This window comes from Bradyrhizobium sp. HKCCYLRH2060 (genome assembly GCF_051168135.1).
Lineage (GTDB): Bacteria > Pseudomonadota > Alphaproteobacteria > Rhizobiales > Xanthobacteraceae > Bradyrhizobium.
Map to the genome: position 1 here is coordinate 1 of NZ_JBNPUK010000027.1, position 24,973 is coordinate 24,973.

The following is a 24,973-nucleotide window of genomic DNA, read 5'->3' on the forward strand; positions in this document are numbered from 1 at the left end:
AACATTCAACGCCATCTCCGAGAGCCGCCAAGAAAACGAGAATACCAAGCGTTAATTTGGTAAGTTAGCGCCAATGGAGATACCCCTCACCCAAACGAGTATGCGGAGAGGCTATACATGCCCTCTCCCACAAGGGGAGAGGGCACTATATCACACAGCTCGACTTGTCGAGCCAATCGTCGCCAGCACTATGCGCTCATGTAGCAAGCTTATCCAGCCGCCTGCCGCGCCGCAGGCTTGCGCTCCACCGGGTGGATGTCGATGCCGCGCAGCCTTCCCAGCCGCAGCACATCCATCGCGACGGTGCGGCCGATGCGATCGCGGTCGAGCACGCGGATCAGGTCGTCGACGCCGTTGATGTCGGCGCCGTCGAGGCTGATCACGACATCGCCCGGCAGCAGGCCGGCACGCGCCGCCGGGCCATCCGGCTCGATCTGCATCAAGAGCGCGCCCATCTTGTTCTCGACGCCGGCGAGCAGCGCGTGACGCCGCGGCACCGGCGCGGTCTGCCCGGAGACGCCGATATAGGCGCGGCGGACATAGCCGTGGCGGATGATTTCCGACAGCACGAACTGCGCGGTGTTGCTCGCGACCGCAAAGCAGATGCCTTGCGCCCCCTGGATGATGGCGGTGTTGATGCCGATCACCTCCGCGGCCGAGGACACCAGCGCCCCGCCGGAATTGCCGGGGTTGAGCGCCGCATCGGTCTGGATGACGTCCTCGATCATCCGGCCCGAGACCGAGCGAATCGAGCGCCCCAGCGCCGACACCACGCCGGCCGTCACGGTCGATTCGAAGCCGAGCGGGTTGCCGATCGCGACCACGAGCTGGCCGCGCCGCAGGCTCTTGGAGTTGCCGAGCGCGGCGTAGCGCAGGTCGCGCGCGTGATTGGCGCGCAGCAAAGCGAGATCGGTGTCGGGATCGACGCCCAGCACCTGCGCATCGGTGACGACGCCCTCGACGTCGCGCAGCCGGATGGCCTTCGACGAGCCGACCACATGGCTGTTGGTCAGCACCAGCCCGTCGGGCGAGATCACGATGCCCGAGCCGAGGCCGCCGCGCTCGGCGCGGGAGCCGGCTTTGGGGCCAGTCTCGACACGCACGACCGCAGGGCCGACGCGCTCGGTGACGTCGATGACTGCATCGGAATAGGCGTCGAGCAGCGCCCGGTCATCGGCCGGGGCAGCAGACGACGCTTGCGCCGGCGACAGCGCGTCGCCGGCGAGATCGGAGGTAAAGTCCAACATGGCAAGATTTCCTTCGGCCGCTCAGATGGGTAGCAGCCTGCCCCGGCGCAAGGTGGCGGTCTGTCCCGTTCGCAAGGCGGGCGAGCTGATCCGCACTTGCGGCCGTCGTTCGAGACGCCCGCCTCCGGCAGGCTCCCCAGGACGAGGACCGGCTGCGCGGCAATATCTCAAACCCTCATGGTGAGAAGCGCCGCACGCCAAAATGAGCCAAGCAGTCGGTCCAGATGGCGGTGCGTCTCGAACCATGAGGCCGAGACGCCGGATCCCAAGCCGCACTTGCCGTGACTCACGAGCGATGTGATAGGACTGGACGCGGATATTTGATGCAATTGATTGCGGGAGAAAACATGCGGCTGCGAGACCGGCTGTTGTCGTTGTGTGAGGCCATTGTGCTGGGAGCCGGCATGACCGGCGCATCGCTGGCGGCGAGCGCCACGGTGCGCAGCGGCGACACGATCCAGCTCGGCGACACTGTGTTCCGGCTCGACGGCATCGATGCGCCGGAGGTCGACCAGCTCTGCATCGACGATCACGCCGATTCCTGGAGCTGCGGCGTCGAGGCGCGCGAGCAGCTCGGCAAGCTGATCGGCGGGCGCTCGGTGCGCTGCGACGATCTCGGTCCCGACAAGCCGCTCAAGACCCGCAGGATCGGCCTCTGCACCATCGACGGCGACAAGGTCAGCCTCAACCAACAGGTCGCGCGCGCGGGCTACGCCATGAGCGCGGATCCGGCGATCAAGTATCGCGCCAAGGACGATGTCGCCGCGGCCAAGGAGGCGGTGCGCGGGCTGTGGAAGGGATGCTTCGTCGCGCCCTCAGAGTTCCGCGCCGACAAGAAGGACGGCGCCCTGCTCGGCGCCGCCTGCCGCGCCGACCGCGACCGCGAGATCCGTGCGGTGCTGTTCCCGGACGCGCCGAGCGCGCCGCCGGGCTGCAGCATCAAGGGCAAGTTCGCGGTGCGCGCCCGCGTGACCGGCAACATCGGCATCTACCATCTGCAGGGCTGCCCGAGCTATCCCGCGACCACCGAGCCCGACCGCTGGTTCTGCTCGGAGGACGACGCACGCGCCGCCGGCTTCCGCCGTGCGTTCAACTGCCGCGCACCGAAGAAGTGAGGACGGCCCGCTCGTGCTTCTCAATGCCGCATCAGCTGGTCCATCAGCGGCTGACGCGCCAGATCGTGCCGTTGCCGTCTTCGGAGATGAGCAGGCTGCCGTCGCGCGCCACGGTGACGCCGACCGGCCGCCCCCAGACCTCGCGATCGTTGACGACGAATCCGGTGACGAAATCCTCGTATTCGCCGGTGGGCGCGCCGTCCTTGAGCCTGATCCGGATCACCTTGTAGCCGGTGCGCTTCGACCGGTTCCACGAGCCGTGCTCGGCGGCGAAGGCATCGCCGCGATACTCCGGCGGAAACAGATTGCCGTCGTAGAACGTCAGACCGAGCGAGGCCGAATGCGGCTGCAGCAGCACGTCGGGCACGGTGATCCTGCCCTTCAGGTCGGGGCGCTCGCCGGCATGGCGCGGGTCGGGGTTGTCGCCGATGTAGTACCAGGGCCAGCCATAGAAGCCGCCCTCCTTCACCCGCGTGACGTAGTCCGGCACCAGATCGTCGCCGAGCCCGTCGCGTTCGTTGGTCGAGCACCACGGCACTCCGGTCGCGGGCTGGAGGGCGAGGCCGACGCAGTTGCGGATGCCGGTGGCGAACAGGCTGCGGTTCTGACCGTCGGGATCGAACGCCAGCACGCCGGCGCGGTCGGCCTCCCCGCCCCAGGCCGCGCCGAGCGGGTGCGCCTTGATCCAGGCACTGATTCCGCCGGCCGGCTCTCCCAGCGCTTCGCCGACATTGCCGGCGGAGCCGACCGACACCAGCATGCGCTTGTCGTCCCTGGTGAAGACGATATCGCGCGTCGAATGGCCGTAGCCGGCCGGCAGATCGGCGATCGTCTGGGCCGCGGCCGACGCCTTCATGTCGCCAGCCCGATAGGGAAAGCGCATGACGCGCTCGGTGCTTGCGACATAGACCCATTGCGGATCGCGACTCGGATAGAACGCGATGCCGAAGGGATGGCCGAGACGGTCGGCAAAGATCTCGCTGGAGGCGACCTTGCTGCCGTCCTCGCTCGGGCGCAGCACGCGGACGCGCCCGGCCCGGGTCTCGGCGACGAAGATGTCGCCATTCGGCGCGGTGCGGAGGATGCGCGGCCCGTTCAGCCCCTCGGCGAACAGCGCGACCTTGAAACCGTCGACGACCTTCGGCACGGCGGAGGCCGGTCGTTGCACCACGCGGGACACGTTCGCGGCGGACGCCGTCGCCCCCGGCTTGGGCAGGTCTTCAGGGCGGATCAGCCTGATCGTGCCCGGTGCATCACCCTGCCAGCTGCCGAACGCGTCCTTGCCTTTCAGCACAGCAGGTTCGGCTGCGGCGGCGGTCGCCGCCAACGCGCTCAAGGTCGCCACGACAGCCGTGCTCATCAGTCTCGTCATGCAGTCCTCGCGCGTCTCGAACGGCCGGCAGTCTACCCCGATCGAGGACCGGCGATCACGTGTCGCCGCGATGGGACGCGATCACGACAGCGCCCCGAGCACACCGCGCGTCGCCTGGTCGATCTCCTCGACATAGCGGCGGCGCGCGAAGGACTCGGTCAGGAAGCCGATCACCTTGCGGCTGTTCTCCGATTCCAGCACCGCCAGCTCTTCCGCGCCGGAATCGTCGAAGATCTTCATCGCCGTCTTGACGTTCATTTCGGGCAACAGCGCGACCTCGAAATATTTGGCGAGCTCGACCACCTGAATCTCGTCGGCGATGGAGTCCAGTTCGCCCGAGAACAAATCGGGCAAGGAGACCAGCCCGCAATAATCGTCGCTGTTGTTCACCACCACCACGGCCTGGCGCGTGCCCAGCGCGAACTCGCGCCGGCAGGCCGCGATGCTGGTCGTGGTCGGCACCTTGGCGACGTCGGAGCGCATCAGCCGCTCGACCGTGAGGTTGCGCAGCCAGCCGACGTCGTTGGCGCTGCGGATGGTCTCGCCGCGCAGATGCAGGCGCCAGGTCGAAAACGAGTGGCCGAACAGGACGCGGACGCACACCGACGTCACGATGCAGGCGCCGAGCACGACGGCCGTGACGTCGACGCTGCGGGTCATTTCCAGCACCAGGAACGACATCGTCAGCGGCCCGCCGACGATGGCGACACCGAGCGTCGCCATGCCGGTGAGCATCGCCACCAGCGGGTCGATCGCGAGCCCGAGGCCGGCCAGCGCGAGCAGTCCCGCAAACAGCTTGCCGAGCAGGCTGCCGACGAACAGCGAGGCGAAGAACAGACCGCCGCGGAAGCCCGAGGCCAGCGAGATCAGGCAGGCGGCGAGCTTGAGCACGATGATGGTGGCGATCATGCCGACCGCCATCTCGCGATGCAGATCGAGCAGCATCGCGCCGTGGCCAGCCGCCAGCACCTGCGGCGTCACGATCGCCATGGCGCCGACACAGACCCCGCCGATCACCGGGCGCAGCCAGACCGGGATGCGGACGAACAGCCGCTCGACCGCCGGCGAGGCGCGCATCACCACGATGCCGATGCCGGCGACGAGGAGCGCCAGCACGAACAGCGCGATGTATTGCTCGAAGCCGACCGCGCCGACCTTGGCGATCTCCAGCGAATACGGCGCGCCGGCGAGATATTGCGAGGTCAGCGCACCTGCCAGCGACGCCGCCAGAATCGGCGCCGCGCTGCCCACGGAGTAGACGCCGACGATCAGCTCACAGGCATAGAACGCGCCGGTGATCGGCGCGCCGAAGGCGGCCGCAATGGCGGCCGCCGCACCGCAGCCGAGGATGAGGCGCAGATCGTTGCGGCGGAGTGTGAGATACTGCCCGAGCAGCGAGGCGACGCCGGCGCCGATCTGGGTGTAGCCGGCCTCGAGGCCGACCGAGGCGCCGGAGCCGTTGGAGACCAGGGTCTGGCCGCTCACCACGATGCTGTCGCGCATCGACAGCCGTCCGCCGCGCAGCGCATTGGCCTCGACGGGGTCGACCGCGGCCGCGATCTTCCAGCGCCGCCGCAGCCATTCCATGACGCCGAGCGCCAGGCCGCCGCAGGCGGGCGCGATCAGGGCGACCGCCGGGTTGACCGAGGTATGAGCGCTGAGCCGGACATCGATCGGAATGCCATAGATGACCACATGCGCGACCTGCGCGATCAGGCTCATCACCGTCACGATCGCACCGGTCGCGACGCCGATCACCAGCGCCAGCGGTATCAGGTAGAACTCGTTGCTGCGCAGCAGGGCCCGCAGCCGCGTGACCACCCGGTTCGAAGCCTTGCGATCGATGATATGCGACAGCGTCGACAGCACGGAGAGCCATTTCTTCTACGATGAGGCCTCGCCGTGGCAATAACCTGTCGCAACTAGCGGAACAAGCGCGAATTCCTGTCCAGTCGAAACGTGGTTGACCGGTCCGGAAAGTGGAACCGCCGCGGCCCGCGCGATCCTACGCCTCCGCGCGGCACCGCTGAGGTCACAAGCAGCCCAAGTTTAAAACGACGGCGCCCGCCACGGGAGACTCCGCAACGGGCGCGTGCAACTCAAATCGAGGAGATCGACCGTTCAGACCCGCTCGATGATGATCGCGGGTGCCATGCCACCGGCCGCGCACATCGTGACCAGACCGCGCTTGAGATCGCGCCGCTCGAGTTCGTCGAGCAGCGTCCCGATCAGGATGGAGCCGGTGGCGCCGATCGGATGTCCGAGCGCGATCGAGCCGCCGTTCACATTGACCTTGGCGCGATCGAGCTTGAGGTCGCGGATGTACTTCTCGGCGACGACGGCGAACGCCTCGTTGATCTCGAACAGGTCGATGTCATCAAGCTTGAGCCCGGCCTTGGCCAGCACCTTGCGCGTCGCCGGCACCGGGGCGTTCAGCATCAGGGTCGGGTCGTCGCCCATGTTGGCCATCGCCACGACGCGTGCCCGCGGCTTCAGACCATGAGCCTTGGCATAAGACGGCGACGCCAGCAGGATCGCTGCCGCACCGTCGACCACGCCCGAGGAGTTGCCGGCGTGATGGACGAAGTCGATCTCGAGGTCGGGATAGCGCTGCAGGATCAGGTTGCGATAGGTCGTGCCCTTCTCGTCAAGCGCGTAGTCGGCGATCGCCGGAAACGCCGGCTTCAGCCCGGCGAGCGCCTCCGCCGTGGTCTGCGGCCTGGGATATTCTTCGTGGTCGAGCGCGAGGCTGCCGTCCTCGCGACGTACCGGCACCAGGCTCTTCTTGAAGTGGCCGGCAGCGATCGCCGCCGCCGCGCGCTTCTGGCTCTCCAGCCCGAGCGCGTCGACATCGGCGCGGGTGATGCCTTCCATGGTGGCGATGGCGTCGGCACAGACGCCCTGGTGCGACTGCGGGTGCAGCGCGCGCAGATGCAGATTGCCGGCATCCATCATCAGCGGCCCCTCGCCGCGCCGGCCCTCCATCGACATCATCTCGCAGCCGCCGGCGACGACGAGATCCTCCTGCCCTGCCATGATCGAGGCGGCGGCGATGTTGACGCTGGTGATGCCGGAGCCGCAGAAGCGGTCGAGCGTGACGCCGGAGGCGCGGATGTCGTAGCCGGCATCGAGCGCCGACATGCGGCCGAGGTCGCCGCTCTGCGGGCCGCGCTGCGACGAGCAGCCCCAGATGATGTCGTCGACATCGCCGGTGTCGATGCCGGTGCGCTCGGCCAGCGCACGCAGCACGGTGGCGCCGAGATGCTGCGGATGCAGCCCGGCGAGCGCGCCCTTGCCGGCCTTGCCGATACCGCGCGGCGTCCTGCAGGCATCGATGATGAGCGCGTCGACCATGGTGTTTCCTTTGCCCGATGTTGCTGTGCGCTGACAGCGCGCAGCGTCTCGGCGGCCGCACGCTCTCTTTGTTGTCGCATAGCACTGCGCATGCGGTCTTCACAACGGCGCTTGAAGCTGCCGGCGCATGACCAAAACGCACGCCATGGCGTTGATGCAACTCACCTTTCCGTAGCACGAACAATTCCGCGGATCGGCGCGCTCACGCGGCCTTCTCGCAGACTGGTTGAAGAGCAGCCGATCTCGCCCAGCCGCGCTGCAACGCAGCTCGAACGGAGGGTCTCGGCAACATTGGCAGTTGGACTGCAGAGCATTGTCCAAGCAAGCGAACTGTCCGTTCACCCAATGCTTCTTGTCGTGCCGCAGAGGCTGCAAGATCCTCGATCGGGAACGACCGGGATCACAGCGATCCGCCGGCTCCGGATCCGGAGCACTCATGATCACGACGCCACGTTGAAATGTCGCCTGACCTCGCCATTGTGGCGTGACGATAGCAAACACGAACGATGCCGGCGCCTGGCAAGCGACGCCTGCCGTGACCGCGGCCATCCCGAGGAGGACGCTCTGATGTTGAGACGAGACCTGCTGGCCACCATGGCCGGACTGGGAGCGGCGAGCGTGCTCGGCGCGGTCCCCGCGCAACTCTCCGCCGAAGAGGCCAAGATCCCCAACATCGCCGGGCCGGATCCGGCACCGAAGACCCCAAGCTTCAGGGTGCCACCGGGCAGCGTCGATACCCACACCCATATCTTCGGACCGGCCGCGACCTATCCGTTCTCGCCCACCCGCCCCTACACGCCGCCCGACGCATCGCTGGAGATGTTCCGGGCGCTGCACGCCAAGATCGGCGTCGAGCGCGCCGTCATCGTCAACGCCACCGTCCACGGCACCGACAATCGGGTCGTGACCGATGCGATCGCGCAGAGCAACGGCAACTACAAGGGCGTCGCCAACATCAATGCGGCGATGTCCGATGCCGACCTCGCGGCGCTCGGCAAGGCCGGCATCTGCGCCTGCCGGTTCGCCTTCCTCCGCCGCCTCGGCGGCGTCGGCGACATGAACGTCTTCCGCAGCCTGGTGGACCGCGTCGCGGCGATCGGCTGGCACGTCGACATTTATCTCGAGGCCGGAACGATCCAGGAATTCGTGCCGATCCTGAAGGCGCTGCCGGTCACCTATGTGATCGACCACATGGGCACGATCAGCGCCGCCAAGGGGATCGACGATGCCGGGTTCAAGGCGCTGCTCGACCTGCAGGCGAGCGACGACAAGTGCTGGATCAAGATCACCGGTCCCGAGCGCGCTTCGGCCTCCGGCCCCCCATTCCACGACGCGGTCCCGTTCGCCCGCAAGCTGATCGACAACGCGCCGGATCGCGTCATCTGGGGCACCGACTGGCCGCATCCGAACGTCAAGATCATGCCCAATGACGGCGATCTGGTCGATCTGATCCCACTCTACGCCCCGGATCCGGCCATGCAGCGAAAGCTGCTTGTCAGCAATCCCGAACGGCTGTTCAAGTTCGAGCCCAAGAGCTGAGTCACCGCCAGCTGCGACTTCGAACCTTTCAGCGACAGGACCGATCATGACCGCCACGACCCTCACCGCCGACAGCAAGCCAGGCGCCCGCCGAGGCTGGTGGAAGGAGCTTTGGGTCCAGGTCATGATCGCGATGGCAGCGGGCATCCTGCTCGGTGCCATCAAGCCGGATCTCGGCGCCCAGATGCAGCCGCTCGGCGACGCCTTCATCAAGGCGATCCGGATGCTGATCGCGCCGATCATCTTCTGCACGGTGGTCAACGGCATCGCCCACATGGCCGACATGGCCAAGGTCGGCCGCGTCGCGATCAAGGCGCTGATCTATTTCGAGGCCATCACGACGCTGGCGCTGATCATCGGCTTGACCGCGGTGAACCTGTTTCAACCCGGCGTCGGCATGAACGTCGACCCGGCGACGATCAACTCCGCAACGATCGAGCCCTATGTCAAGCAGACCGCTGCGGTCGGCTTCGTGCCGTTCCTGCTCAACATCATCCCGCAGACCTTCGTTGGCGCCTTTGCCGAGGGCAATATCCTGCAGGTGCTGTTCATCTCGGTGATGTCAGGCTTTGCGCTGATCTGGCTCGGCGATCGCGCCAAGCCGGTGACGGACGTGATCGAGGTCGCCGGGCAGATGATCTTCGGCGTCGTCCGGATCGTGATGTGGGCAGCGCCGCTCGGCGCCTTCGGGGCAATCGCCTTCACCGTCGGCAAGTTCGGCATCGGCTCGCTCGCCAAGCTCGGCCTGCTGCTCGGCAGCTTCTACCTGACCTGCCTGATCTTCATCGCCGCCGTGCTCGGACCGATCGCCGCCTTCACCGGCTTCAGCCTGTGGAAGCTGATCCGCTACCTCAGGGACGAGGTGCTGGTCTGCATCGCCACCACGTCATCGGAGACCGTGCTGCCGCGCATGCTGGCGAAGCTCGAAGCCGCCGGCTGCGAACGCAGCATCGTCGGTCTCGTCATCCCCACCGGCTATTCGTTCAATCTCGACGGCACCTGCCTCTACCTCGCCACCGCCGCGGTGTTCCTGGCGCAGGCGACCAACACGCATCTCGACGTCAGTCACCAGATCGGGCTGCTGCTGATCCTGCTGGTGACATCGAAGGGCGCAGCCGGCATCGCGGGCGCCGCTTTCGTCGTGCTGGCCGCAACGCTGGCCGCGACCGGAACGATTCCGGTCGCCAGTGTCGCCTTGGTGCTCGGCATTCACCGGCTGATGTCGCAGGGGCTGACGCCGACGAACCTGATAGGTAACGCGGTCGCCACCATCGTCATCGCGAGGTGGGAGAATGGCTTGGACGCGACGCGCCTGCGCGAGGTGCTCGATGGCGTCATGACGGCATCTGATGCAAATTGAAATCATTGAAGCAGACGTGAAGCGAGTCTCGCCGCATTGACGCCGATCAAACGGCGCATGACCTAAAATTAATAGTTGTCTTCTTTCGTCTCGCTGCTGTGCTCAGCTAATGAAGCGCAGCGGACGACGTGTCGATATCCCCGCGTCGTCCAGCAAGAACGATCAGAAACGTTCACGGAGCAAGCGCCTGAGGACCACCGGTCCCGCATGACACCGTGCGCGAGACGATCAATCGGAGACGATCATGAACAAGCAGCTTCTGCTCAAACTTCACCGTTGGATCAGCCTCGTCTTCGCGCTGCCATTGCTTGTCATCATCGTGACCGGGATGATCCTCTCCTTCGAGCCGATGGCGCAGGTCGCCGCCGTCAAGCCGCACAGCGTCGATCCGGCGCGCGTGGTCGCGCTGATCAAGCAGTACGATCCCGACGGCAAGGCACGCGGCCTGTCAATCGACGCCTCCATGCAGCACCTGACCTTGCAGGGGGCGCCAGGCACCGAGGTCGACATGACGACCGGCGCCGCGGTCGAGAGGCCGGCGATGGCCAGCGTCTTCTCGTGGGCGCGCAGGACCCACGAGCATCTGATCGGAATCCCCGGCCTCACCCTGATCTCGACCGTCGCCATGGTCGGCATCATGATCATCGGCATCCTGATGGGACTGCCGCGGCTACGCAACACGCTGTCCGGCTGGCACAAGGGCACGGCCTGGTTCACGCTGCCGCTGATTTTGCTCAGCCCGCTCACCGGACTCTGCCTCGAGCTCGGCCTCACCTTCGCAGGCAGCGCGCCGCCCGCAGCGGCCAAGCGCATCTCACTGCCTGAGGCCGTCAGCATCGTCTCCAGGGACCACGACCTGTCGTCGGTGAACTCGATCGGCAATCGCGGCGGGCGGATGATGGCGAGGATCATCGAGGACGATGAGCTCAGGGCCTATGCGGTCACGTCCGACGGGCTCTCCGCATTGCCGCGCAACTGGCCGCGCCTGCTGCACGAAGGCAACTGGTCGCTGATCGGCAGCGCGGCCAACGTGCTGATCTCGGTCGCGCTGTTCGCGCTGCTGGTCACCGGCGTGCTGATCTGGACGCAGCGCCGGCTCCGGCGTCCGAGCCGCGCGCGCAGCGGGCCGTCGAAGCCGGTGGTCGCATCCTCGATGCCGTCCTGACGACCGCGATCATCGCGTGGAGCCGGCTCGCTCTGCGGGCCGGCTCAGTTACGACCTTGCGCGCGATCTGCGCGCTGCTTCGCGACAACATGGGCTCGGCAGCAGAGCTCTCCCGATCATTATGACGAGCGACGTCGGCCCCCGCCAATACGGGACGAGCAGCGGCGTTCTCGGGGTTCGTCGCAGAACTGTCATGCGCGAGTCCGGCGCAGGCGGGCACCGACGCCGCGCGGACGGTGCCCGAGACGTCAAGGTGTGAGCAAGCCCGTCCTGTCATCAACGTGATTTGACCAGATCGGTACCGCCACGCATCGTCAGCAGCAGAAAACGAAACGGTTTAGTTTCATGTCTGATGATGTCCAGTTGTTTCGCGCCTGTTCGGAGCTGGTCCGGAGATGCAGCGCGTCGCCCTTGCGGCTCGGCCTGCTCGGTTGCAGCATGCTGCTCGCGTCCTGCGCGGTCGGCCCGGACTTCATGTCTCCCGACGCGCCGGCCGCAACCGGTTATGTGGCCAAACGTCGGCTCGCCGCGACCGCCAACGCCTCGACACCGGGCGGCAATGTGCAGAGCTTCGCGCCCGGAGGCGATCTGCCCGGCACTTGGTGGGCGCTGTTTCATTCCCGGCAGATCAACGCCTTCGTCGAGGAGGCGATTCGCAACCACCCGGACATCGAGGCCGCACAATTGGCGTTGCGTGCTGCGCGCGAGAACGCTCTGTCGCAGCAGGGCGCGCTGTTTCCGCAGCTGAGCGCGAGCGGGTCGGCCGAGCGTACGCAGGCCTCCAGCACGCAGCAGGGACAATGGCCTGGCCAGACGTCGCTCTACACGCTCTACGGTAGCTCCGTCAGCGTCAGCTACGCGCTCGACCTATGGGGCGGTACGCGGCGTCAGGTCGAGGCGCTGCAGGCCCAGGCCGACTACCAGGGGTTCAAGATGGAGGCGACGTATCTCGCGCTGACCGCCAATGTGGTGACCGCCGCGATCACCGACGCCTCGCTGCGCGACCAGATCGCGGCGACCGAGGAGATCATCAAGGCCGAGACCGATCAGCTCGGCCGCATCCAGCGTCAGTTCGACGTCGGCGCGATCTCCAAATCCGACGTGCTGGCGCAGGAGGCGACGCTGGCGCAGGCCAAGGCGACCCTGGCGCCGCTGCAGAAGCAGCTGGCTCAGCAGCGCAACCAGTTGATGGCCTATCTCGGCCGGCTTCCCAGCCAGGACCGCGGCGAGCACGTGACGCTCGCGGCGCTGAAGCTGCCGCGCAAGCTGCCGGTCTCGCTGCCCTCTTCGCTCGTCCGGCAGCGTCCCGACATCCGTCAGGCCGAGGCGACCTTGCACCAGGCGACCGCGACCGTCGGCGTCGGGATCGCCAACCTGCTGCCGCAGGTGACACTGTCCGGCAGCTACGGCGCGAGCGGGCCGGAGCGGCTGTTCTCGCCGACGACGCTGGTATGGGATGCCGCCTCGAGCGTCAGCCAGAAGCTGATCGACGGCGGCACGCTGTACCACACCAAGGAGGCCGACGTCGCGACGTTCGAGCAGGACCTGTCGCTCTATAAGAGCACGGTCATCACGGCGTTCCAGAACGTCGCGGATTCGCTGCGCGCCATCCAGTACGACGCCGAGGCGCTGAAGGCGCAGGCCGCCGCCGAGAAGGCCACGGCCGACAGCCTTGCGATGTCGGTCGAGCAGTTCAAGACCGGCGCCGTTCCCTACGCCAACGTCATCACCGCGCAGCAATCCTATCTCAACGCCCGGGTCTCCCGCATCAAGTCGCAGGCCACGCGCTTCACCGACACCGCGGCGCTGTTCCAGGCGCTCGGCGGCGGCTGGTGGAATCGGCAGGACGAAACACCGGCGGCGCTGCCGCGCGCCAATCCCGGCTATTTCGCCGGTCCCAATCGTACGACCCAGGAAGCAATGTAATGAAGAAGCGCATGGTCATCATGCTGGCCGCCATGGCCGCTCTGTTCGGCGGCCTGTACGGCTTCCAGACCTTCAAGGGCATCATGATCGCCAAGGCGATCGGCGCCATGGCGAACCCGCCGCAGACGATCTCGACCACGGTCGCGGCGACCGCGCCGTGGCGCTCCAATCTCACCGCAGTCGGCTCGCTGCGCGCCGTTAACGGCGCCGATCTGTCACTGCAGGTCTCGGGCATCGTACAGAGCATCCAGTTCAATTCGGGTGATGCCGTCGAATCCGGCCAGTCCCTGCTGCAACTGGTCGCCACCGACGACGTCGCCAAGCTGCAATCGCTGCAGGCGACCGCCGAGAACAACGCCATCGTCGTCAAGCGCGACGAGGAGCAGATCAAGTTCAATGCCGTCAGCCAGGCCACGCTCGACAGCGACCGCGCCAACCTGAAGAACGCGCAGGCCCTGGTCGCGCAGCAGAAGGCGGTCGTCGAGCAGAAGACCCTGAAGGCGCCGTTCGCCGGCCGGCTCGGCATCCGCGCCGTCGATCTCGGACAATTTCTCAGCGCGGGCACCACCATCGTGACCTTGCAGAGCCTCGATCCCATCTTCGTCGACTTCTATCTGCCGCAACAATCGCTCGCCGACATCCGAATCGGCCAGGACATCACCATCGCGGTCGATGCCTTCCCTGCCGAGCGTTTCGCCGGCCAGATCTCGGCCATTAACGCCAAGGTCGATTCCACCAGCCGCAACGTCCAGGTCCGCGCCGCGCTGCACAACGCGGCGGCGCGGCTGCTGCCGGGCATGTTCGCCAAGGTCGAGATCGCGACCGGACAGCCCGAGCAGCTCGTCACCCTGCCGCTGACGGCTGTCGTCAGCAATCCCTATGGCGACCTCGTCTATGTCGTCGACGATCTCAAGGACGGCCAGGGCAGAGCGCGGCAGACCTTCGTCAAGAGCAAGCCGGCCAAGGGCGACCGGATCGCGATCACCGACGGCATCAAGCCGGGCGAGACGGTGGTGATCGCGGGCCAGATCAAGCTGCGCAACGGCAGCCCGGTGAGAATCGACAACTCGCACGTCCCGGTCGCCGAGGCCGCGCCTGACGTCGTCGATCAGTAATTCGCGAAAAGCCTCCGACCTTCAGAGCCCGCCCATGCGCTTCACAGACATCTTCATCCGTCGGCCGGTGCTGGCGCTCGTGGTCAGCGCGCTGATCCTCGTGCTCGGCCTGCGTTCGATGACGACGCTCGCCATCCTGCAATATCCGCGCACGCAGAACGCCATCGTCACGGTCAGCACGGCCTATGCCGGCGCCGATAGCGATATCATCGCCGGCTTCATCACCACGCCGCTGGAGAATGCGATCGCCCAGGCCAACGGCATCGACTACATGACGTCGACCAGCGTCACCGGCAGCAGCACCATCACGGTGAACCTGCGGCTCAACTACGATTCCGGCAAGGCGATGACCGAGATCAACGCCAAGGTGAACTCGGTGCTGAACCAGTTGCCGACCGGCACGCAGCAGCCGACCCTGACCCTGAAGGTCGGACAGACCATCGACGCGATGTATATCGGCTTCGCCAGCGACGTGCTGGCGCCGAACCAGATCACCGACTATCTGACGCGCGTGGTTCAGCCGAAGCTGCAGGCCGTCTCCGGCGTGCAGACCGCCGAATTGCTCGGCGCCAAGAAGTTCGCGCTGCGCGCCTGGCTCGATCCCGACAAGCTCGCGGCCTATGGCCTGACGGCGACCGACGTGTCCACGGCGCTGTCGGGCAACGACTACATCTCCGGGCTTGGCACCACCAAGGGCCGCCTCGTGCAGGTCGACCTCGCCGCCGCGACCAACCTGCATTCGCTGGAGCAATACCGCAACCTCGTCGTCAAGCAGGTCAATGGCGCCATCATCCGCCTGCGCGACGTCGCCAATGTCACGCTCGGCAATGACGACTACGACAGCGCGACGCGTTTCAACGGCAAGACCGCGGTCTATATCGGCGTCCAGGTGGCGCCGACCGCGAACCTGCTCGACGTCATCAACGGCGTGAAGGCGGTCTATCCGGAGCTGCAGCGGCAATTGCCGAACGGCATCACCAGCGAGATCCTCTACGACTCCACCGATTTCGTGAACTCGTCGATCGACGAGGTGATCCACACGCTGGTGGAGGCCATCGGGATCGTGATCGTCGTGGTCTTCATGTTCTTAGGCTCGTGGCGCTCGGTGCTGATCCCGGTGATCGCCATTCCGCTGTCGTTGATCGGCACCTTCGGCCTGATGCTGCTGATGGGCTTCTCCATCAACCTGCTGACCTTGCTGGCGCTGGTGCTCGCGATCGGCCTCGTCGTCGACGACGCCATCATCGTGGTCGAGAGCGTGCACCGCCTGATCGACGAGGGCGTGCCGCCGGTCGAGGCGGCGATCCAGTCGGCGCGGGCGCTGGCGAGCCCGATCATCGCGATGACCGTGGTGCTGATCGCAGTCTATGTTCCCGTCGGCTTCCAGGGCGGCCTCACCGGCGCGCTGTTCACCGAATTCGCCTTCACCCTCGCCGGCGCCGTCACCGTCTCCGCGGTGATCGCTCTGACCTTGTCGCCGATGAATTGCGCCTGGCTGCTGCGCCGGACCGAGCGCGATGCCACGACGCTGGAGGCTCGGCTGGTCCGCACCATCGACCGCGTGCTCGAACGTCTCGCCCACGGCTATCGCCGCGGGCTGGAAAGTGTGTTCGCGACCAAGCCGGTAGTGGTGGTGTTCGCGCTGCTGCTGCTCGCGATGATCCCCTGGCTCTATGTCAGCTCCACCAGCGAGCTCGCGCCGGACGAGGATCAGGGCATCGTATTGTCGCTGACGAATTCCGCGCCCTCGGCCACGCTCGAGCAGCGCCAGTTCTACGGCCAGCAGCTGTACGGCCTGATCGCGCAGCGGCCGGAGACACGCACCGTATTCCAGATCGACACCCCGACGCAGGCGATCGGCGGCTGGGTGCTGAAGCCGTGGGATCAGCGCAAGGCGACGACCAAGACCCTGCAGCCGGAATTCCAGCAGCTCTTGAACAGCATCGCCGGCGCCCGTTCCGTCGCTTTCCAGCCCTCGCCATTGCCGGGCAGCAACGGCCTGCCGGTCCAGTTCGTGATCGGCACCACGGGGTCCTTCAACGAGCTCAACGACGTGTCGCGCGATTTCATGACCAAGGCGCTGGCGAGCGGCAGATTCATCTTCCTCGACAGCGACCTGAAGATCGACAAGCCGCAGACCACCGTGGTGTTCGACCGCGACAAGGCCGCCGATCTCGGCCTCAAGATGAGCGATCTCGGCGGCGCGCTCGCGACCATGCTGGGCGGCAACTATCTCGACTATTTCAGCCTGGAGGGCCGCTCCTACAAGGTGATCCCGCAGGTCCGGCAGAACGATCGCCTCACCGACACGCAGCTGCTCGACTATTCGATCCGCACCAGCGGCAACGCCATGGTGCCGCTTTCGACGGTGGCCCGGCTCGAGCGCAAGACGATCCCCGAGTCGCTCAACCACTTCCAGCAGATCAACGCGGCGACCATCTCCGGCGTGGCGATGCCGGGCATCGCGATGGGTGACGCGCTCGCCACCCTGAAGGAGATCGCGACGTCGCTGCCATCGGGCTACTCGATCGACTATGGCGGCGCGTCGCGGCAGCTCGAGCAGGAGTCCGGCGGTTTCGTCACGACCTTCGTGTTCGCGCTGATCATCATCTTCCTGGCGCTCGCCGCGCTGTTCAACAGCTTCGTCGATCCGGTCATCATCCTGGTGTCGGTGCCGATGTCGCTGGCGGGCGCGCTGATCTTCATCAGCCTCGGCATCGGCGGCGCCAGCATCAACATCTACACCCAGGTCGGCCTCGTCACCTTGATGGGCCTCGTCAGCAAGCACGGCATCCTGATGGTGGAGGTCGCCAACGAGCTGCGCGAACACGGCAAGGACCGCACCGAGGCCATCATCGCGGCGGCCACCGTCCGCCTGCGCCCGATCCTGATGACCACGGCGGCGATGGTGCTCGGCGTGATCCCGCTGATCGCCGCGAGCGGCGCCGGCGCGGTGTCGCGCTTCAACATGGGGCTGGTGATCGCCACCGGGCTCGCCATCGGCACCCTGTTCACGCTGTTCGTGGTCCCCGTCGCCTATGCGCTGATCGCCCATCGGGGTACGGCGCACGAGACGCCGGCCCAGGCTGCCGGGGCGACAGCCGCTCCTTAAACGGCTTACAAAACAACGAAATATCAGAAGCTTAGGCGAAGACCCGACAATCGAGCAGCCCGGCATTGACAAACGATATACGTAAACGATATATCGTTTGTACGAACGGGAGATCATATCGTATGAGACATCATCATTGGAAATTCGGACCTTCTCGCCGCGACGACGAAGAGCGCGGTTGGGCGCAACGCGGACGGCATGAGCGGCATGGCTTCGGCGAGACCTGCGAGGACATCCGGCTCAGCGGGCGCGGCCCCGGATTCGGCCGCCATCGCGGTCCCGGCCTGTTCGAACGGGACGGTCGCCGTGGCGGGCGCGAGGAATTCGGACGTGGCGGCGGGCGCTTCTTCGGCCCCGGCGACCTGCGCAGCCTGCTGCTGTGGCTGATCGGCGAGAAGCCGCGCCATGGCTACGAGCTGATCAAGGCGGTCGAGCAGCTGGTCGGCGGCGCCTATTCGCCGAGCCCGGGCTCGGTCTATCCGATCCTCAGCCTCCTCGAGGACATGGGCCAGATCGAAGCCGCCTCAAGCGAGGGTGGCAAGAAGCTGTTCGCGATCACCGACGCCGGACGCCAGGCGCTGAAGGACGACGAGGCGGCGATCGAAGGTCTGCTCAGCCGGCTGCGCATCATGGCCCGCACCATGGGCGGCATGCGCCCGCCCGAGCAGGTGCTGCAGACGGTGCAGACGCTGAAGATGGCGCTCAAGATGCACCGGCAGGGTTGGAGCGAGGACGAGGCCAAGCGTGTCAGCGACATCCTCACCCGGGCCATCGCCGAGATCCAGGGCGATGACGACGGCGCGGCGAGCTGACATCAACATCAGCCAGAAGCGGAGGCGTAGCAGCCGGAATTGATATCCGTGCTTGCGCCGTGCAGACGGTGCGCTCCCTCTCCCCGTTCTTCACGGGGAGAGGGGCAGCCACGCGGGAAGCGTCGGTTGAGAAACCATACTCCCCTCATCCAAAACATCTGCTGTCGTCCCGGCCTTTAGCCAAGACTGCTAACATCGGGTCGCGATGAGACAGGCGACTGATAGCGACGTTCCTCGATAGCATCCGCGGTATGGGTCCCGGCGTTCGCCGGGACGACACCGTTGATGCGGCCTAGTCGAGCCAAACACACTGCTGTCGTCCCGGCCTTGCGCCGGGACCCATACCGCGTGATGGTCATTGGCGGAACGGCTCTCGGTCATCACCGTCCGCACCAGGATCCCGCAAGAGCCGCTACACCGGCTCCAGCACCATCAGTCCCGTCGCCGTGTTGGAGATCGGGATGTGATAGTTGGAATGCTCCTTGCGGACCTTCTCCGGCAAGGTGCCGCGCGCCACCATCCAGTTCAGCAGCTCGACGCCCTGGGTGCCCGACAGCTCGACCAGCTCGGTGGTCGAATACTTCGTCGCCCACGAGGGATCGTCGACCATGCTGGCCATGAACTTCTCATCGAAATCCTTGTTGATGAAGCCGGCCCGCTCGCCGTCGAGCTGGTGCGACAGGCCGCCGGTGCCCATCACGACGACGCGCTCATCCCCAGGCCAGGATTCGATCGCCCGCGCCAGCGCCTGACCGAGCTTGTAGCAGCGTGCAGCCGATGGCAGCGGCGCCTGCACCGTGTTGACGACGACCGGCACCACCCGCACCGGCCATTTCTGATCCGGCCAGCACAGCGCCATCGGCAGGGTGAAGGCGTGATCGACCGCCATCTCCTGGCAGGTCGTGAGGTCGAAATCCTCCTTCACCAGATGCTCGATCAGGTGCCACGACAATTCGCTGTCGCCCTTGAACGGCGCGGTCTGCGGAATGCCCCAGCCCTCGTCGGCATTGCTGTAGCTGTCGGCCGCGCCGACCGCGAAGGTCGGCATCTTGTCAAGGAAGAAGTTGAGGCCATGGTCGTTGTAGACGAGCACGACGACATCCGGCTTCACCCTGGCGAGCCATTCGCGCACATGCGGGAAGCCGTCGAAGAACGGTTTCCAATACGGATCCTGTTGCAGGCCCTTGGCGATTGCGCCGCCAATGGCCGGAACGTGGGAGGTGGTGATGCAGCCGACGATCTTTGCCATGACGATTACCCCCTCGCCGCCAGAAGCTTGGCCTTGAACTGCTCTTTCGTCAGGCCGGTCTGCTGCGCGCCGATGTCCTGCATGTCGAGCCCGAAGATGCCGGCAAACTTGGCGAGGTAATAGGCGTTGCCGCCGGCCTCGATCAGCTCCAGCACGTTGCGGTTCTTGATCGCCGCGCGCTGCTGGGCATTGAGGCCATATTTGGCGCAATAGCCGTCCTCGTCGGCGACGAAGGCCTTGCGGTTGGCGGCATCGTTGAACGAGTAGCACATCTTGTTGAGCGCGTAGCCTTTGCGCGCCTGCTCGCCGTCGAAGATGGTGGTGCCGGGCACGGGCTGCCGGGCTGACGTGGCGGACATCGTCGCCTCCCCTGTTCGTGTTACGACGACCACGCTTGATCTGGATCAAACGCGGCGCCGGTTCGTGCCGCCAGTATCGCCGACAGACATCCCCGATAAAGGCCGCGCGGCCGATCTGATCCATGAGCCAATTCGATCATTTGGACCTCGACGGCCACCTGCTGCAGCTGCTGCTCGCCGTCATCGAGGAAGGCTCGGTGACGCGCGCCGCGCAGCGGCTCGGCGTCACGCAGTCGGCCGTCAGCCATCTGCTCGACAAGCTGCGCGCGATCACTGGCGATCCGCTGTTCGTGAAGTCCGGCCGCGGCATCGTGCCGACCGCGCATGCGCAGCTCCTGGCGCTGCGCGCCCGCGCTCTGCTCGACGATCTCCGGAGCTTCTCGCACACCGCGGCGTTCGAGCCGGCGAAAATCTCCACGCAGGTGACGATCGCGGCCAATGATCTGCAGCGCGACCTGCTGCTGCCGTCCCTGCTCCGCTACGCCCGCGCGCAGGCGCCGGGCCTCAGCCTGCGGGTGATCCCTTCAGGCGCACCGACGCCGGAGATGCTGCGCGAAGAGCACTGTCAGCTCATCATCACGCCGCGCCCGCCCGAGGGCAGCGACATCCTGCAGAAGCGGCTGTTCGAGGACACCTATCGCGTGTTCTACGATTCGAGCCAGCGCGAGCCGCCGGAAAGCCTGGAAGACTATCTCGCCAGCGACCATGTCACCGTGCTGTACGAGCCGCGACGCCGGCTCGACATTGACGAGGTCCTCGCCGAGCGCGGCATCGTCCGGCGCTTCGCGGCGCAGGTGCCCGGCTTCGGCGGCATCGGGCCGTTCCTGCGCGGCAGCCGCATGATCGCGACCCTGCCGAGCCTGCTGCGCGCCTACATGCTGCGCGGCCTCGCCATCGCGCCGGTGCCGGTCCCCTGCCCGGCGATGCCGATGTACATGGTCTGGCACCTGCGCCACCACGAGGATCCGATGCACCGCTGGCTGCGCCAGCAGCTCGAGATCGTGGTCGCGCCGAGCCTCGCCGCTGCGGCCGAGCACATGCCCATCATGGCGTGACTCATCCCGAGAGGTGAGCGGCCCTCACCCCGGCGTATGGCACACCGCCTCGATGTTGTTGCCGTCGGCGTCGCGCACGAACGCGCCGTAATAGTTCTCGTGATAATGCGGCCGCAGCCCGGGTGCCCCGTTGTCGCGTCCGCCTGCCGCGATCGCCGCCCGATAGAACGCATCGACCGTGGCGCGATCCTTGGCGTGGAACGCGACATGCGTCGAGGTCGCGGCCGTCCCGCCGGTGCCGATCCAGAAATCCGGACGGCCGTCGCCGAAGCCGGCGTGATCACCGTGGCCGCCGGTCTGCGCGTCGGTGATCTCCATCATCAGGACGTAGCCGAGCGGCGCCAGCGCCGCCGCATAGAACGCCTTGGCGCGGGCAAAGTCGGAAACGGGGAAGCCGACGTGGTCGAGCATGGCGATCCTCATCGATGATGACGGCCGAATGCTAGCTCCGCCGGCAGGACGGCGCAACGATGCACGCGGCACGCTCACATCGCGAGGATGCGCCGCGCCGTCCGTTGCCCACTCGCCAGCGCCGCCTCGACCGTTCCCATGTCGCGGCCGCGATACAACGCCTCGCCGGAGATCAGCACCCGTCCGCCATCCCGGCGCGAAAGCGTATCCTGCGCCTCGCGCGAGGTCAGCGTCGCGTAGGAATAGGCGCCGCGCGCGAACGGATCCTTCGCCCAATCCGTGACATGCGACGCGACGAGCTGCCGCTTCAGGGAGCCCACGGGCCGTGAGAAGATGTCCGCGAGCGCCGAAAGCCCTCTTTCGATCAGCGCGTCCTCGTCGCACGCAGCGAAGGCAGCGGCCGGCGGCCCGGCGAGCCAGCCGGTCAGCACCGCGTCATCGTTCGGATGCTGCGTCCACCACACCGGCACGTCGGCATCGGACAGCACGAACAGCATGTCCGAAAGATCCTCGGTCCGGGCCTCGCGCCACCACCGCCGCTCGAAGCGCAGCAGCAGCTTGATGACGTTGCCGAAGCCGATGGTTTCGGCGGCGGCCAATTGCGGACGCATGGAAGGCGGCAGCGCGATGGTTCGCAGCAGCGGCAGCGGCACGGTCAGGATGACGCGATCGCCGCGCTGCGCGCGGCCGTCGGCGCAGCGCACGACGACACCATCATCGGCGCTCTCCACCGCGCGCACCACCGCCTCGAGCTGCATCGCCACGCCATGCGCCCGGCACTCCGCCAGGAGATGATCGAGCAGCGCCGCGTAGCCGCCGACGATGCGCGCCTGAGCGCCGCGCTCGCCGCCCATCCATTCGTCGCGCAGCGCGAACACGCTGGCACGGGCGGGATCGGCCGCGTCATAGCCCTGCACCATCCCGAGCACGGATTTGCGCAGGGCGGCGAACTCCGCGCCGGCGAAATGCCGGTCGAGCAGCGCCGTCACGGTCATGTCCTCGGCGAGCTGCCGCGCCACGCGGTGCAACTGGCGCATCTGCCGATCGGCGGGATCCTCGCGCGAGAACGCGCCATCCGCCACGTACCAGCGCGTGCCATCGACCGGCGTTGAGGCCAGCCCCGCCTCCGCCATCAGCGAATGGGTGACCGGCGCCTCGCCATGGATGAATTCCGCGCCGGCGTCCGCGCGATATCCGAACCTGCTCGCGGGCAGCAGATGGATGCGTCCGCCGCAGCGGTCACGCGCTTCCAGCAGCGTCACCCGCTGGCCGGCGCGGGCCAGCTCGCGCGCCGCCATCAGGCCTGCGGCACCGGCACCGACGATGATGATGTGCATTGGCCGCTCAGCCATGACTTGCCTGGGCCGGCATGGCCGAGCCGTTGGTGATCTTGTAGCGCAGCCACAGCGCGCCGCCCTCCAGCGCCGTGCTGCTTTCGAGCGTCATCGCCGTGATCGGCGCGCGCATGCCGGACTCGGCTTCCGTCGAATCGAACACGCTGGGCGCCCCCTTGGCGCCATCCACCGCCGGACACAGAACGAGGTTGAACTCGTCGACCAGACCGGCGCGCAGGAACGCGCCGTTGGCGCCGCCGCCGCCTTCGAGCAGCAGCCGTTTCACGCCGAGCTCCTGCGCGACGATGTCGAGCACGCGCGAAAGATCGAGCTTCGCCTGCCCAGCGAAAACATAGGACACGCCCTCGCCGCGCAGGCCCGCGAGATGCGCATCCGATACGGCCTCGGTCAGCACGACGACGATCGGATCGCCGCCGATGTCGGAGCGGCCCCAGCAGATCTTGCCATGGGGATCGAGCACGATGCCGTAGGCCTTGGCACCGCGTCGCGCGATCCAATGGGTGCGCGGGAAGCGCTCGGTGGTCTCGGCGGGATAGGCCGAGCCCTTGGCGAATTCCTGGCCGGTGACGCGGCCGATCAGCCAGGCGTCGCCGCCGAGCTGGTCATGCACCTGCTCGAACAGATCGCCCGATCCCTTCGGACGCCAGCGGCTCGGCAACGTGCGGCCGTCGACGCTCGACGCCATCAGGCAGATGACTTCCGGTTTCATGCATCCTCCTTGTCGCCGCCAAACGGGGGTCACCGAATATCGGTGCGGCGGCGTTGTCAACGAAGCGGCGTGCGTTTCGTTCGATCGCGGCCACGCCGCTCGCCTGCGGCGTCGTTGTTATGGCGCACATTCCTGCGCTAGTTTCGGCTGCAAACGGAGCCAATCATGGACGCTGCGGCGCGCAGACGGGACGCCATCGGTTTGCGCGGGGCAGCCCTGCTGGCTGCAGCGCTTGCCGGCCTCGCGCTCTGCGTCGCCGGACTCTGGCGCCTCGAAGCCGAGCGCATGGGCATCTCGATCACCCCGCTGCAGGCGGGCTCCACTCCCGTCACCGTCTATCGGCGCGACGGAGCGGCTGCGTCGCCCGTCGTCGTCATTGCCCACGGCTTTGCGGGCTCGCGCCAATTCATGGAGGCCTGTGCGCTGACCTTGGCGCGCGCCGGCTATGTCGCGGTCTCGTTCGATTTCGAGGGGCATGGCCGCAATCCGACGCCGATGTCGGGCGACGTCACCCGCATCGACGGCACGACGAGGAAGCTGATGAGCGAGATCGGCCGCGTCACCGACGCCGCGCTGTCCCTGCCGGGCAATGACGGCCGGGTGGCCCTGCTCGGGCACTCGATGGCTTCCGACATCATCGTACGCCAGGCCCTGGCCGACCCACGGATCAGGGCAACGGTGGCGATCTCGATGTTTTCCGAGGCCGTCACGCCGAGCGCGCCGCGCAATCTGCTGATCATCACCGGCGAATGGGAGACGGCCCTGCGCAGGGACGCGCTGCGTAACCTCCGGCTCGCCGATCCCGCCGCGCGCGAGGGCGACACCGTGGGCGATCCCGCGGACAACGGCGGACGCCGCGCCGTCGTCGCGCCCGGAGTCGAACACGTGAGCGTGCTGTATTCGACGACCGCGCCGCGCGAGGCGCGCGACTGGCTGGATCGCGTGTTCGGGCGCACCAGCAGCGGGCCGGTGGCGGCGACCGGCGGCCCGATCGCGCTGCTGCTGGCCGGCATCGTACTGTTGGCCTGGCCGTTGGCCGCGCTGCTGCCGAAGGGCGATGCGCCGCCGCCTTCGATTCCGCCGCGTCAGCTTGCGATCGCCACGCTCGTGCCCGCGGCAGTCACTCCGGTCGTGCTGCGATTCGTCGACACGCATTTCCTGCCCGTGCTCGTCGCCGACTACCTCGCCGTTCATCTCTTCGTATACGGCGCGCTGTCGCTGTCGCTGCTGCGCATGCAGGGTGTTCGCTTCGGCCGCGTGGCCCGGCTCGCGGCGCTGGTGCTGGCCGCCTATGGCATCTTCGGTTTCGGTGGCGCGCTCGACCGCTACGTCGCCTCGTTCATGCCGATCGCCGCCCGCCTGCCGATCATCGCGGCGATCGCCGTGGGCGCAGTGCCATGCATGCTGGCCGACAGCATCGCCAACCAGGGCGGGCACGCCGCGCTGTGGCGCACGGTGTGGATCCGGACCGCGTTGCTGGCCTCGCTCGGCGGCGCGGTCGCGCTCGATTTCAGGCGGCTGTTCTTCCTGCTCATCATCGTCCCGGTGATCGTGCTGTTCTTCGTCGTGTTCGGACTGATCGGCGGCTGCGTCGGCCGCCGGACCGGCTCGCCGATGGCAGAGGGCATCGGTCTCGGCCTGATCCTGGCGTGGTCGCTCGGAGTGTCGTTTCCGATGTTCCTGCCGGGCTAGCGCTCCGGTTTCCCCGGTGCACGAAG

General features: G+C 66.9%; 19 protein-coding genes. 10 read left to right on the forward strand and 9 right to left on the reverse strand.

Translation table 11 applies throughout. The features are described from left to right. Window positions 1-209: 209 nt before the first annotated feature. The gene (locus tag ACQR10_RS31870) at window positions 210-1,247 is read right to left on the reverse strand and encodes a S1C family serine protease (RefSeq protein WP_434912194.1); all 1,038 of its coding nucleotides are present in this window, start codon (window positions 1,245-1,247) and stop codon (window positions 210-212) included. A gap of 347 nt (window positions 1,248-1,594) precedes the next feature. On the opposite strand from ACQR10_RS31870, the gene ACQR10_RS31875 reads away from it, so the two are divergent. Then, window positions 1,595-2,362 (forward strand): thermonuclease family protein, encoded by a 768-nt coding sequence (locus ACQR10_RS31875; protein WP_434912195.1) that lies wholly within the window; start codon window positions 1,595-1,597, stop codon window positions 2,360-2,362. A 43-nt stretch (window positions 2,363-2,405) separates the two neighbouring features. On the opposite strand, the gene ACQR10_RS31880 is transcribed toward ACQR10_RS31875, so the two are convergent. The 3 genes from ACQR10_RS31880 to ACQR10_RS31890 all read right to left on the reverse strand — a co-directional run bounded on the left by ACQR10_RS31880 (window position 2,406) and on the right by ACQR10_RS31890 (window position 7,088). Further along, window positions 2,406-3,734, reverse strand: a complete 1,329-nt coding sequence (locus ACQR10_RS31880) for a PQQ-dependent sugar dehydrogenase (protein WP_434912196.1) — start codon at window positions 3,732-3,734, stop codon at window positions 2,406-2,408. Window positions 3,735-3,815: 81 nt separating this feature from the next. Further along, on the reverse strand, window positions 3,816-5,603 hold the full coding sequence (locus ACQR10_RS31885) for a chloride channel protein (RefSeq protein ID WP_434912197.1): 1,788 nt from the start codon (window positions 5,601-5,603) through the stop codon (window positions 3,816-3,818). Between the two features lie 252 nt (window positions 5,604-5,855). After that, a complete protein-coding gene (locus ACQR10_RS31890; RefSeq protein ID WP_316183264.1) occupies window positions 5,856-7,088 on the reverse strand; it encodes an acetyl-CoA C-acetyltransferase in 1,233 nt (410 codons plus the stop codon). Window positions 7,089-7,655: 567 nt separating this feature from the next. Between ACQR10_RS31890 and ACQR10_RS31895 the strand changes: the two genes are divergently transcribed. From ACQR10_RS31895 to ACQR10_RS31925, 7 genes are all read left to right on the forward strand, one after another. Further along, the gene (locus tag ACQR10_RS31895) at window positions 7,656-8,627 is read left to right on the forward strand and encodes an amidohydrolase family protein (RefSeq protein ID WP_316218341.1); all 972 of its coding nucleotides are present in this window, start codon (window positions 7,656-7,658) and stop codon (window positions 8,625-8,627) included. Between the two features lie 46 nt (window positions 8,628-8,673). Continuing rightward, window positions 8,674-9,987 carry a C4-dicarboxylate transporter DctA gene (dctA, locus tag ACQR10_RS31900; RefSeq protein WP_316218340.1) on the forward strand — a complete coding sequence of 438 codons (1,314 nt, stop codon included), beginning with the start codon at window positions 8,674-8,676 and terminating at the stop codon, window positions 9,985-9,987. A gap of 244 nt (window positions 9,988-10,231) precedes the next feature. Then, window positions 10,232-11,152: a PepSY-associated TM helix domain-containing protein gene (locus tag ACQR10_RS31905; RefSeq protein ID WP_316218339.1), complete on the forward strand. Its 921-nt coding sequence runs from the start codon at window positions 10,232-10,234 to the stop codon at window positions 11,150-11,152. Window positions 11,153-11,497: 345 nt separating this feature from the next. Continuing rightward, window positions 11,498-13,078, forward strand: coding sequence for an efflux transporter outer membrane subunit (locus ACQR10_RS31910; RefSeq protein WP_316218338.1), 1,581 nt, complete (start codon window positions 11,498-11,500; stop codon window positions 13,076-13,078). Further along, window positions 13,078-14,193 carry an efflux RND transporter periplasmic adaptor subunit gene (locus ACQR10_RS31915; protein ID WP_316218337.1) on the forward strand — a complete coding sequence of 372 codons (1,116 nt, stop codon included), beginning with the start codon at window positions 13,078-13,080 and terminating at the stop codon, window positions 14,191-14,193. The genes ACQR10_RS31910 and ACQR10_RS31915 overlap by 1 nt, the downstream gene beginning before the upstream one ends. Before the next feature lie 34 nt (window positions 14,194-14,227). After that, a complete protein-coding gene (locus tag ACQR10_RS31920) occupies window positions 14,228-17,305 on the forward strand; it encodes an efflux RND transporter permease subunit (protein ID WP_316218336.1) in 3,078 nt (1,025 codons plus the stop codon). Window positions 17,306-17,427: 122 nt separating this feature from the next. Continuing rightward, window positions 17,428-18,117: a PadR family transcriptional regulator gene (locus ACQR10_RS31925; protein WP_316183258.1), complete on the forward strand. Its 690-nt coding sequence runs from the start codon at window positions 17,428-17,430 to the stop codon at window positions 18,115-18,117. Between the two features lie 412 nt (window positions 18,118-18,529). Here ACQR10_RS31925 and ACQR10_RS31930 read toward each other — a convergent pair whose 3' ends face one another. Together ACQR10_RS31930 and ACQR10_RS31935 are read right to left on the reverse strand one after the other, a co-directional pair. Further along, a complete protein-coding gene (locus tag ACQR10_RS31930; protein ID WP_316218335.1) occupies window positions 18,530-19,366 on the reverse strand; it encodes a class III extradiol dioxygenase family protein in 837 nt (278 codons plus the stop codon). 5 nt (window positions 19,367-19,371) lie between these two features. Further along, a complete protein-coding gene (locus tag ACQR10_RS31935) occupies window positions 19,372-19,725 on the reverse strand; it encodes a protocatechuate 4,5-dioxygenase subunit alpha (protein WP_315782786.1) in 354 nt (117 codons plus the stop codon). A gap of 122 nt (window positions 19,726-19,847) precedes the next feature. Between ACQR10_RS31935 and ACQR10_RS31940 the strand changes: the two genes are divergently transcribed. Further along, complete coding sequence (locus ACQR10_RS31940; RefSeq protein WP_316218334.1) at window positions 19,848-20,780, forward strand: LysR family transcriptional regulator; 933 nt, start codon at window positions 19,848-19,850, stop codon at window positions 20,778-20,780. Window positions 20,781-20,804: 24 nt separating this feature from the next. Here the strand turns inward: ACQR10_RS31940 and ACQR10_RS31945 are convergent, their stop codons facing one another. From ACQR10_RS31945 to ACQR10_RS31955, 3 genes are all read right to left on the reverse strand, one after another. Beyond that, complete coding sequence (locus ACQR10_RS31945) at window positions 20,805-21,191, reverse strand: VOC family protein (protein ID WP_315802455.1); 387 nt, start codon at window positions 21,189-21,191, stop codon at window positions 20,805-20,807. A gap of 74 nt (window positions 21,192-21,265) precedes the next feature. Next, window positions 21,266-22,543, reverse strand: coding sequence for a flavin monoamine oxidase family protein (locus ACQR10_RS31950; RefSeq protein ID WP_434848840.1), 1,278 nt, complete (start codon window positions 22,541-22,543; stop codon window positions 21,266-21,268). Beyond that, complete coding sequence (locus ACQR10_RS31955) at window positions 22,536-23,255, reverse strand: RibD family protein (protein ID WP_316218333.1); 720 nt, start codon at window positions 23,253-23,255, stop codon at window positions 22,536-22,538. The genes ACQR10_RS31950 and ACQR10_RS31955 overlap by 8 nt, the downstream gene beginning before the upstream one ends. 165 nt (window positions 23,256-23,420) lie before the next feature. Here ACQR10_RS31955 and ACQR10_RS31960 point away from each other — a divergent pair, with 165 nt between their 5' ends. After that, window positions 23,421-24,947, forward strand: a complete 1,527-nt coding sequence (locus ACQR10_RS31960) for an alpha/beta fold hydrolase (protein ID WP_316218332.1) — start codon at window positions 23,421-23,423, stop codon at window positions 24,945-24,947. Window positions 24,948-24,973 lie beyond the last annotated feature (26 nt).

Bases quoted from the DNA above. Each gene is read 5' to 3' on its own strand.
- ACQR10_RS31960 (WP_316218332.1), top strand. From the start codon at position 23,421: ATGGACGCTGCGGCGCGCAGACGGGACGCCATCGGTTTGCGCGGGGCA.
- ACQR10_RS31935 (WP_315782786.1), bottom strand. From the start codon at position 19,725: ATGTCCGCCACGTCAGCCCGGCAGCCCGTGCCCGGCACCACCATCTTC.
- ACQR10_RS31925 (WP_316183258.1), top strand. From the start codon at position 17,428: ATGAGACATCATCATTGGAAATTCGGACCTTCTCGCCGCGACGACGAA.
- ACQR10_RS31930 (WP_316218335.1), bottom strand. From the start codon at position 19,366: ATGGCAAAGATCGTCGGCTGCATCACCACCTCCCACGTTCCGGCCATT.
- ACQR10_RS31940 (WP_316218334.1), top strand. From the start codon at position 19,848: ATGAGCCAATTCGATCATTTGGACCTCGACGGCCACCTGCTGCAGCTG.
- ACQR10_RS31875 (WP_434912195.1), top strand. From the start codon at position 1,595: ATGCGGCTGCGAGACCGGCTGTTGTCGTTGTGTGAGGCCATTGTGCTG.
- ACQR10_RS31890 (WP_316183264.1), bottom strand. From the start codon at position 7,088: ATGGTCGACGCGCTCATCATCGATGCCTGCAGGACGCCGCGCGGTATC.
- ACQR10_RS31880 (WP_434912196.1), bottom strand. From the start codon at position 3,734: ATGACGAGACTGATGAGCACGGCTGTCGTGGCGACCTTGAGCGCGTTG.
- ACQR10_RS31950 (WP_434848840.1), bottom strand. From the start codon at position 22,543: ATGGCTGAGCGGCCAATGCACATCATCATCGTCGGTGCCGGTGCCGCA.
- ACQR10_RS31945 (WP_315802455.1), bottom strand. From the start codon at position 21,191: ATGCTCGACCACGTCGGCTTCCCCGTTTCCGACTTTGCCCGCGCCAAG.
- ACQR10_RS31955 (WP_316218333.1), bottom strand. From the start codon at position 23,255: ATGAAACCGGAAGTCATCTGCCTGATGGCGTCGAGCGTCGACGGCCGC.
- ACQR10_RS31870 (WP_434912194.1), bottom strand. From the start codon at position 1,247: ATGTTGGACTTTACCTCCGATCTCGCCGGCGACGCGCTGTCGCCGGCG.
- dctA (WP_316218340.1), top strand. From the start codon at position 8,674: ATGACCGCCACGACCCTCACCGCCGACAGCAAGCCAGGCGCCCGCCGA.
- ACQR10_RS31895 (WP_316218341.1), top strand. From the start codon at position 7,656: ATGTTGAGACGAGACCTGCTGGCCACCATGGCCGGACTGGGAGCGGCG.
- ACQR10_RS31910 (WP_316218338.1), top strand. From the start codon at position 11,498: ATGTCTGATGATGTCCAGTTGTTTCGCGCCTGTTCGGAGCTGGTCCGG.
- ACQR10_RS31920 (WP_316218336.1), top strand. From the start codon at position 14,228: ATGCGCTTCACAGACATCTTCATCCGTCGGCCGGTGCTGGCGCTCGTG.
- ACQR10_RS31915 (WP_316218337.1), top strand. From the start codon at position 13,078: ATGAAGAAGCGCATGGTCATCATGCTGGCCGCCATGGCCGCTCTGTTC.
- ACQR10_RS31905 (WP_316218339.1), top strand. From the start codon at position 10,232: ATGAACAAGCAGCTTCTGCTCAAACTTCACCGTTGGATCAGCCTCGTC.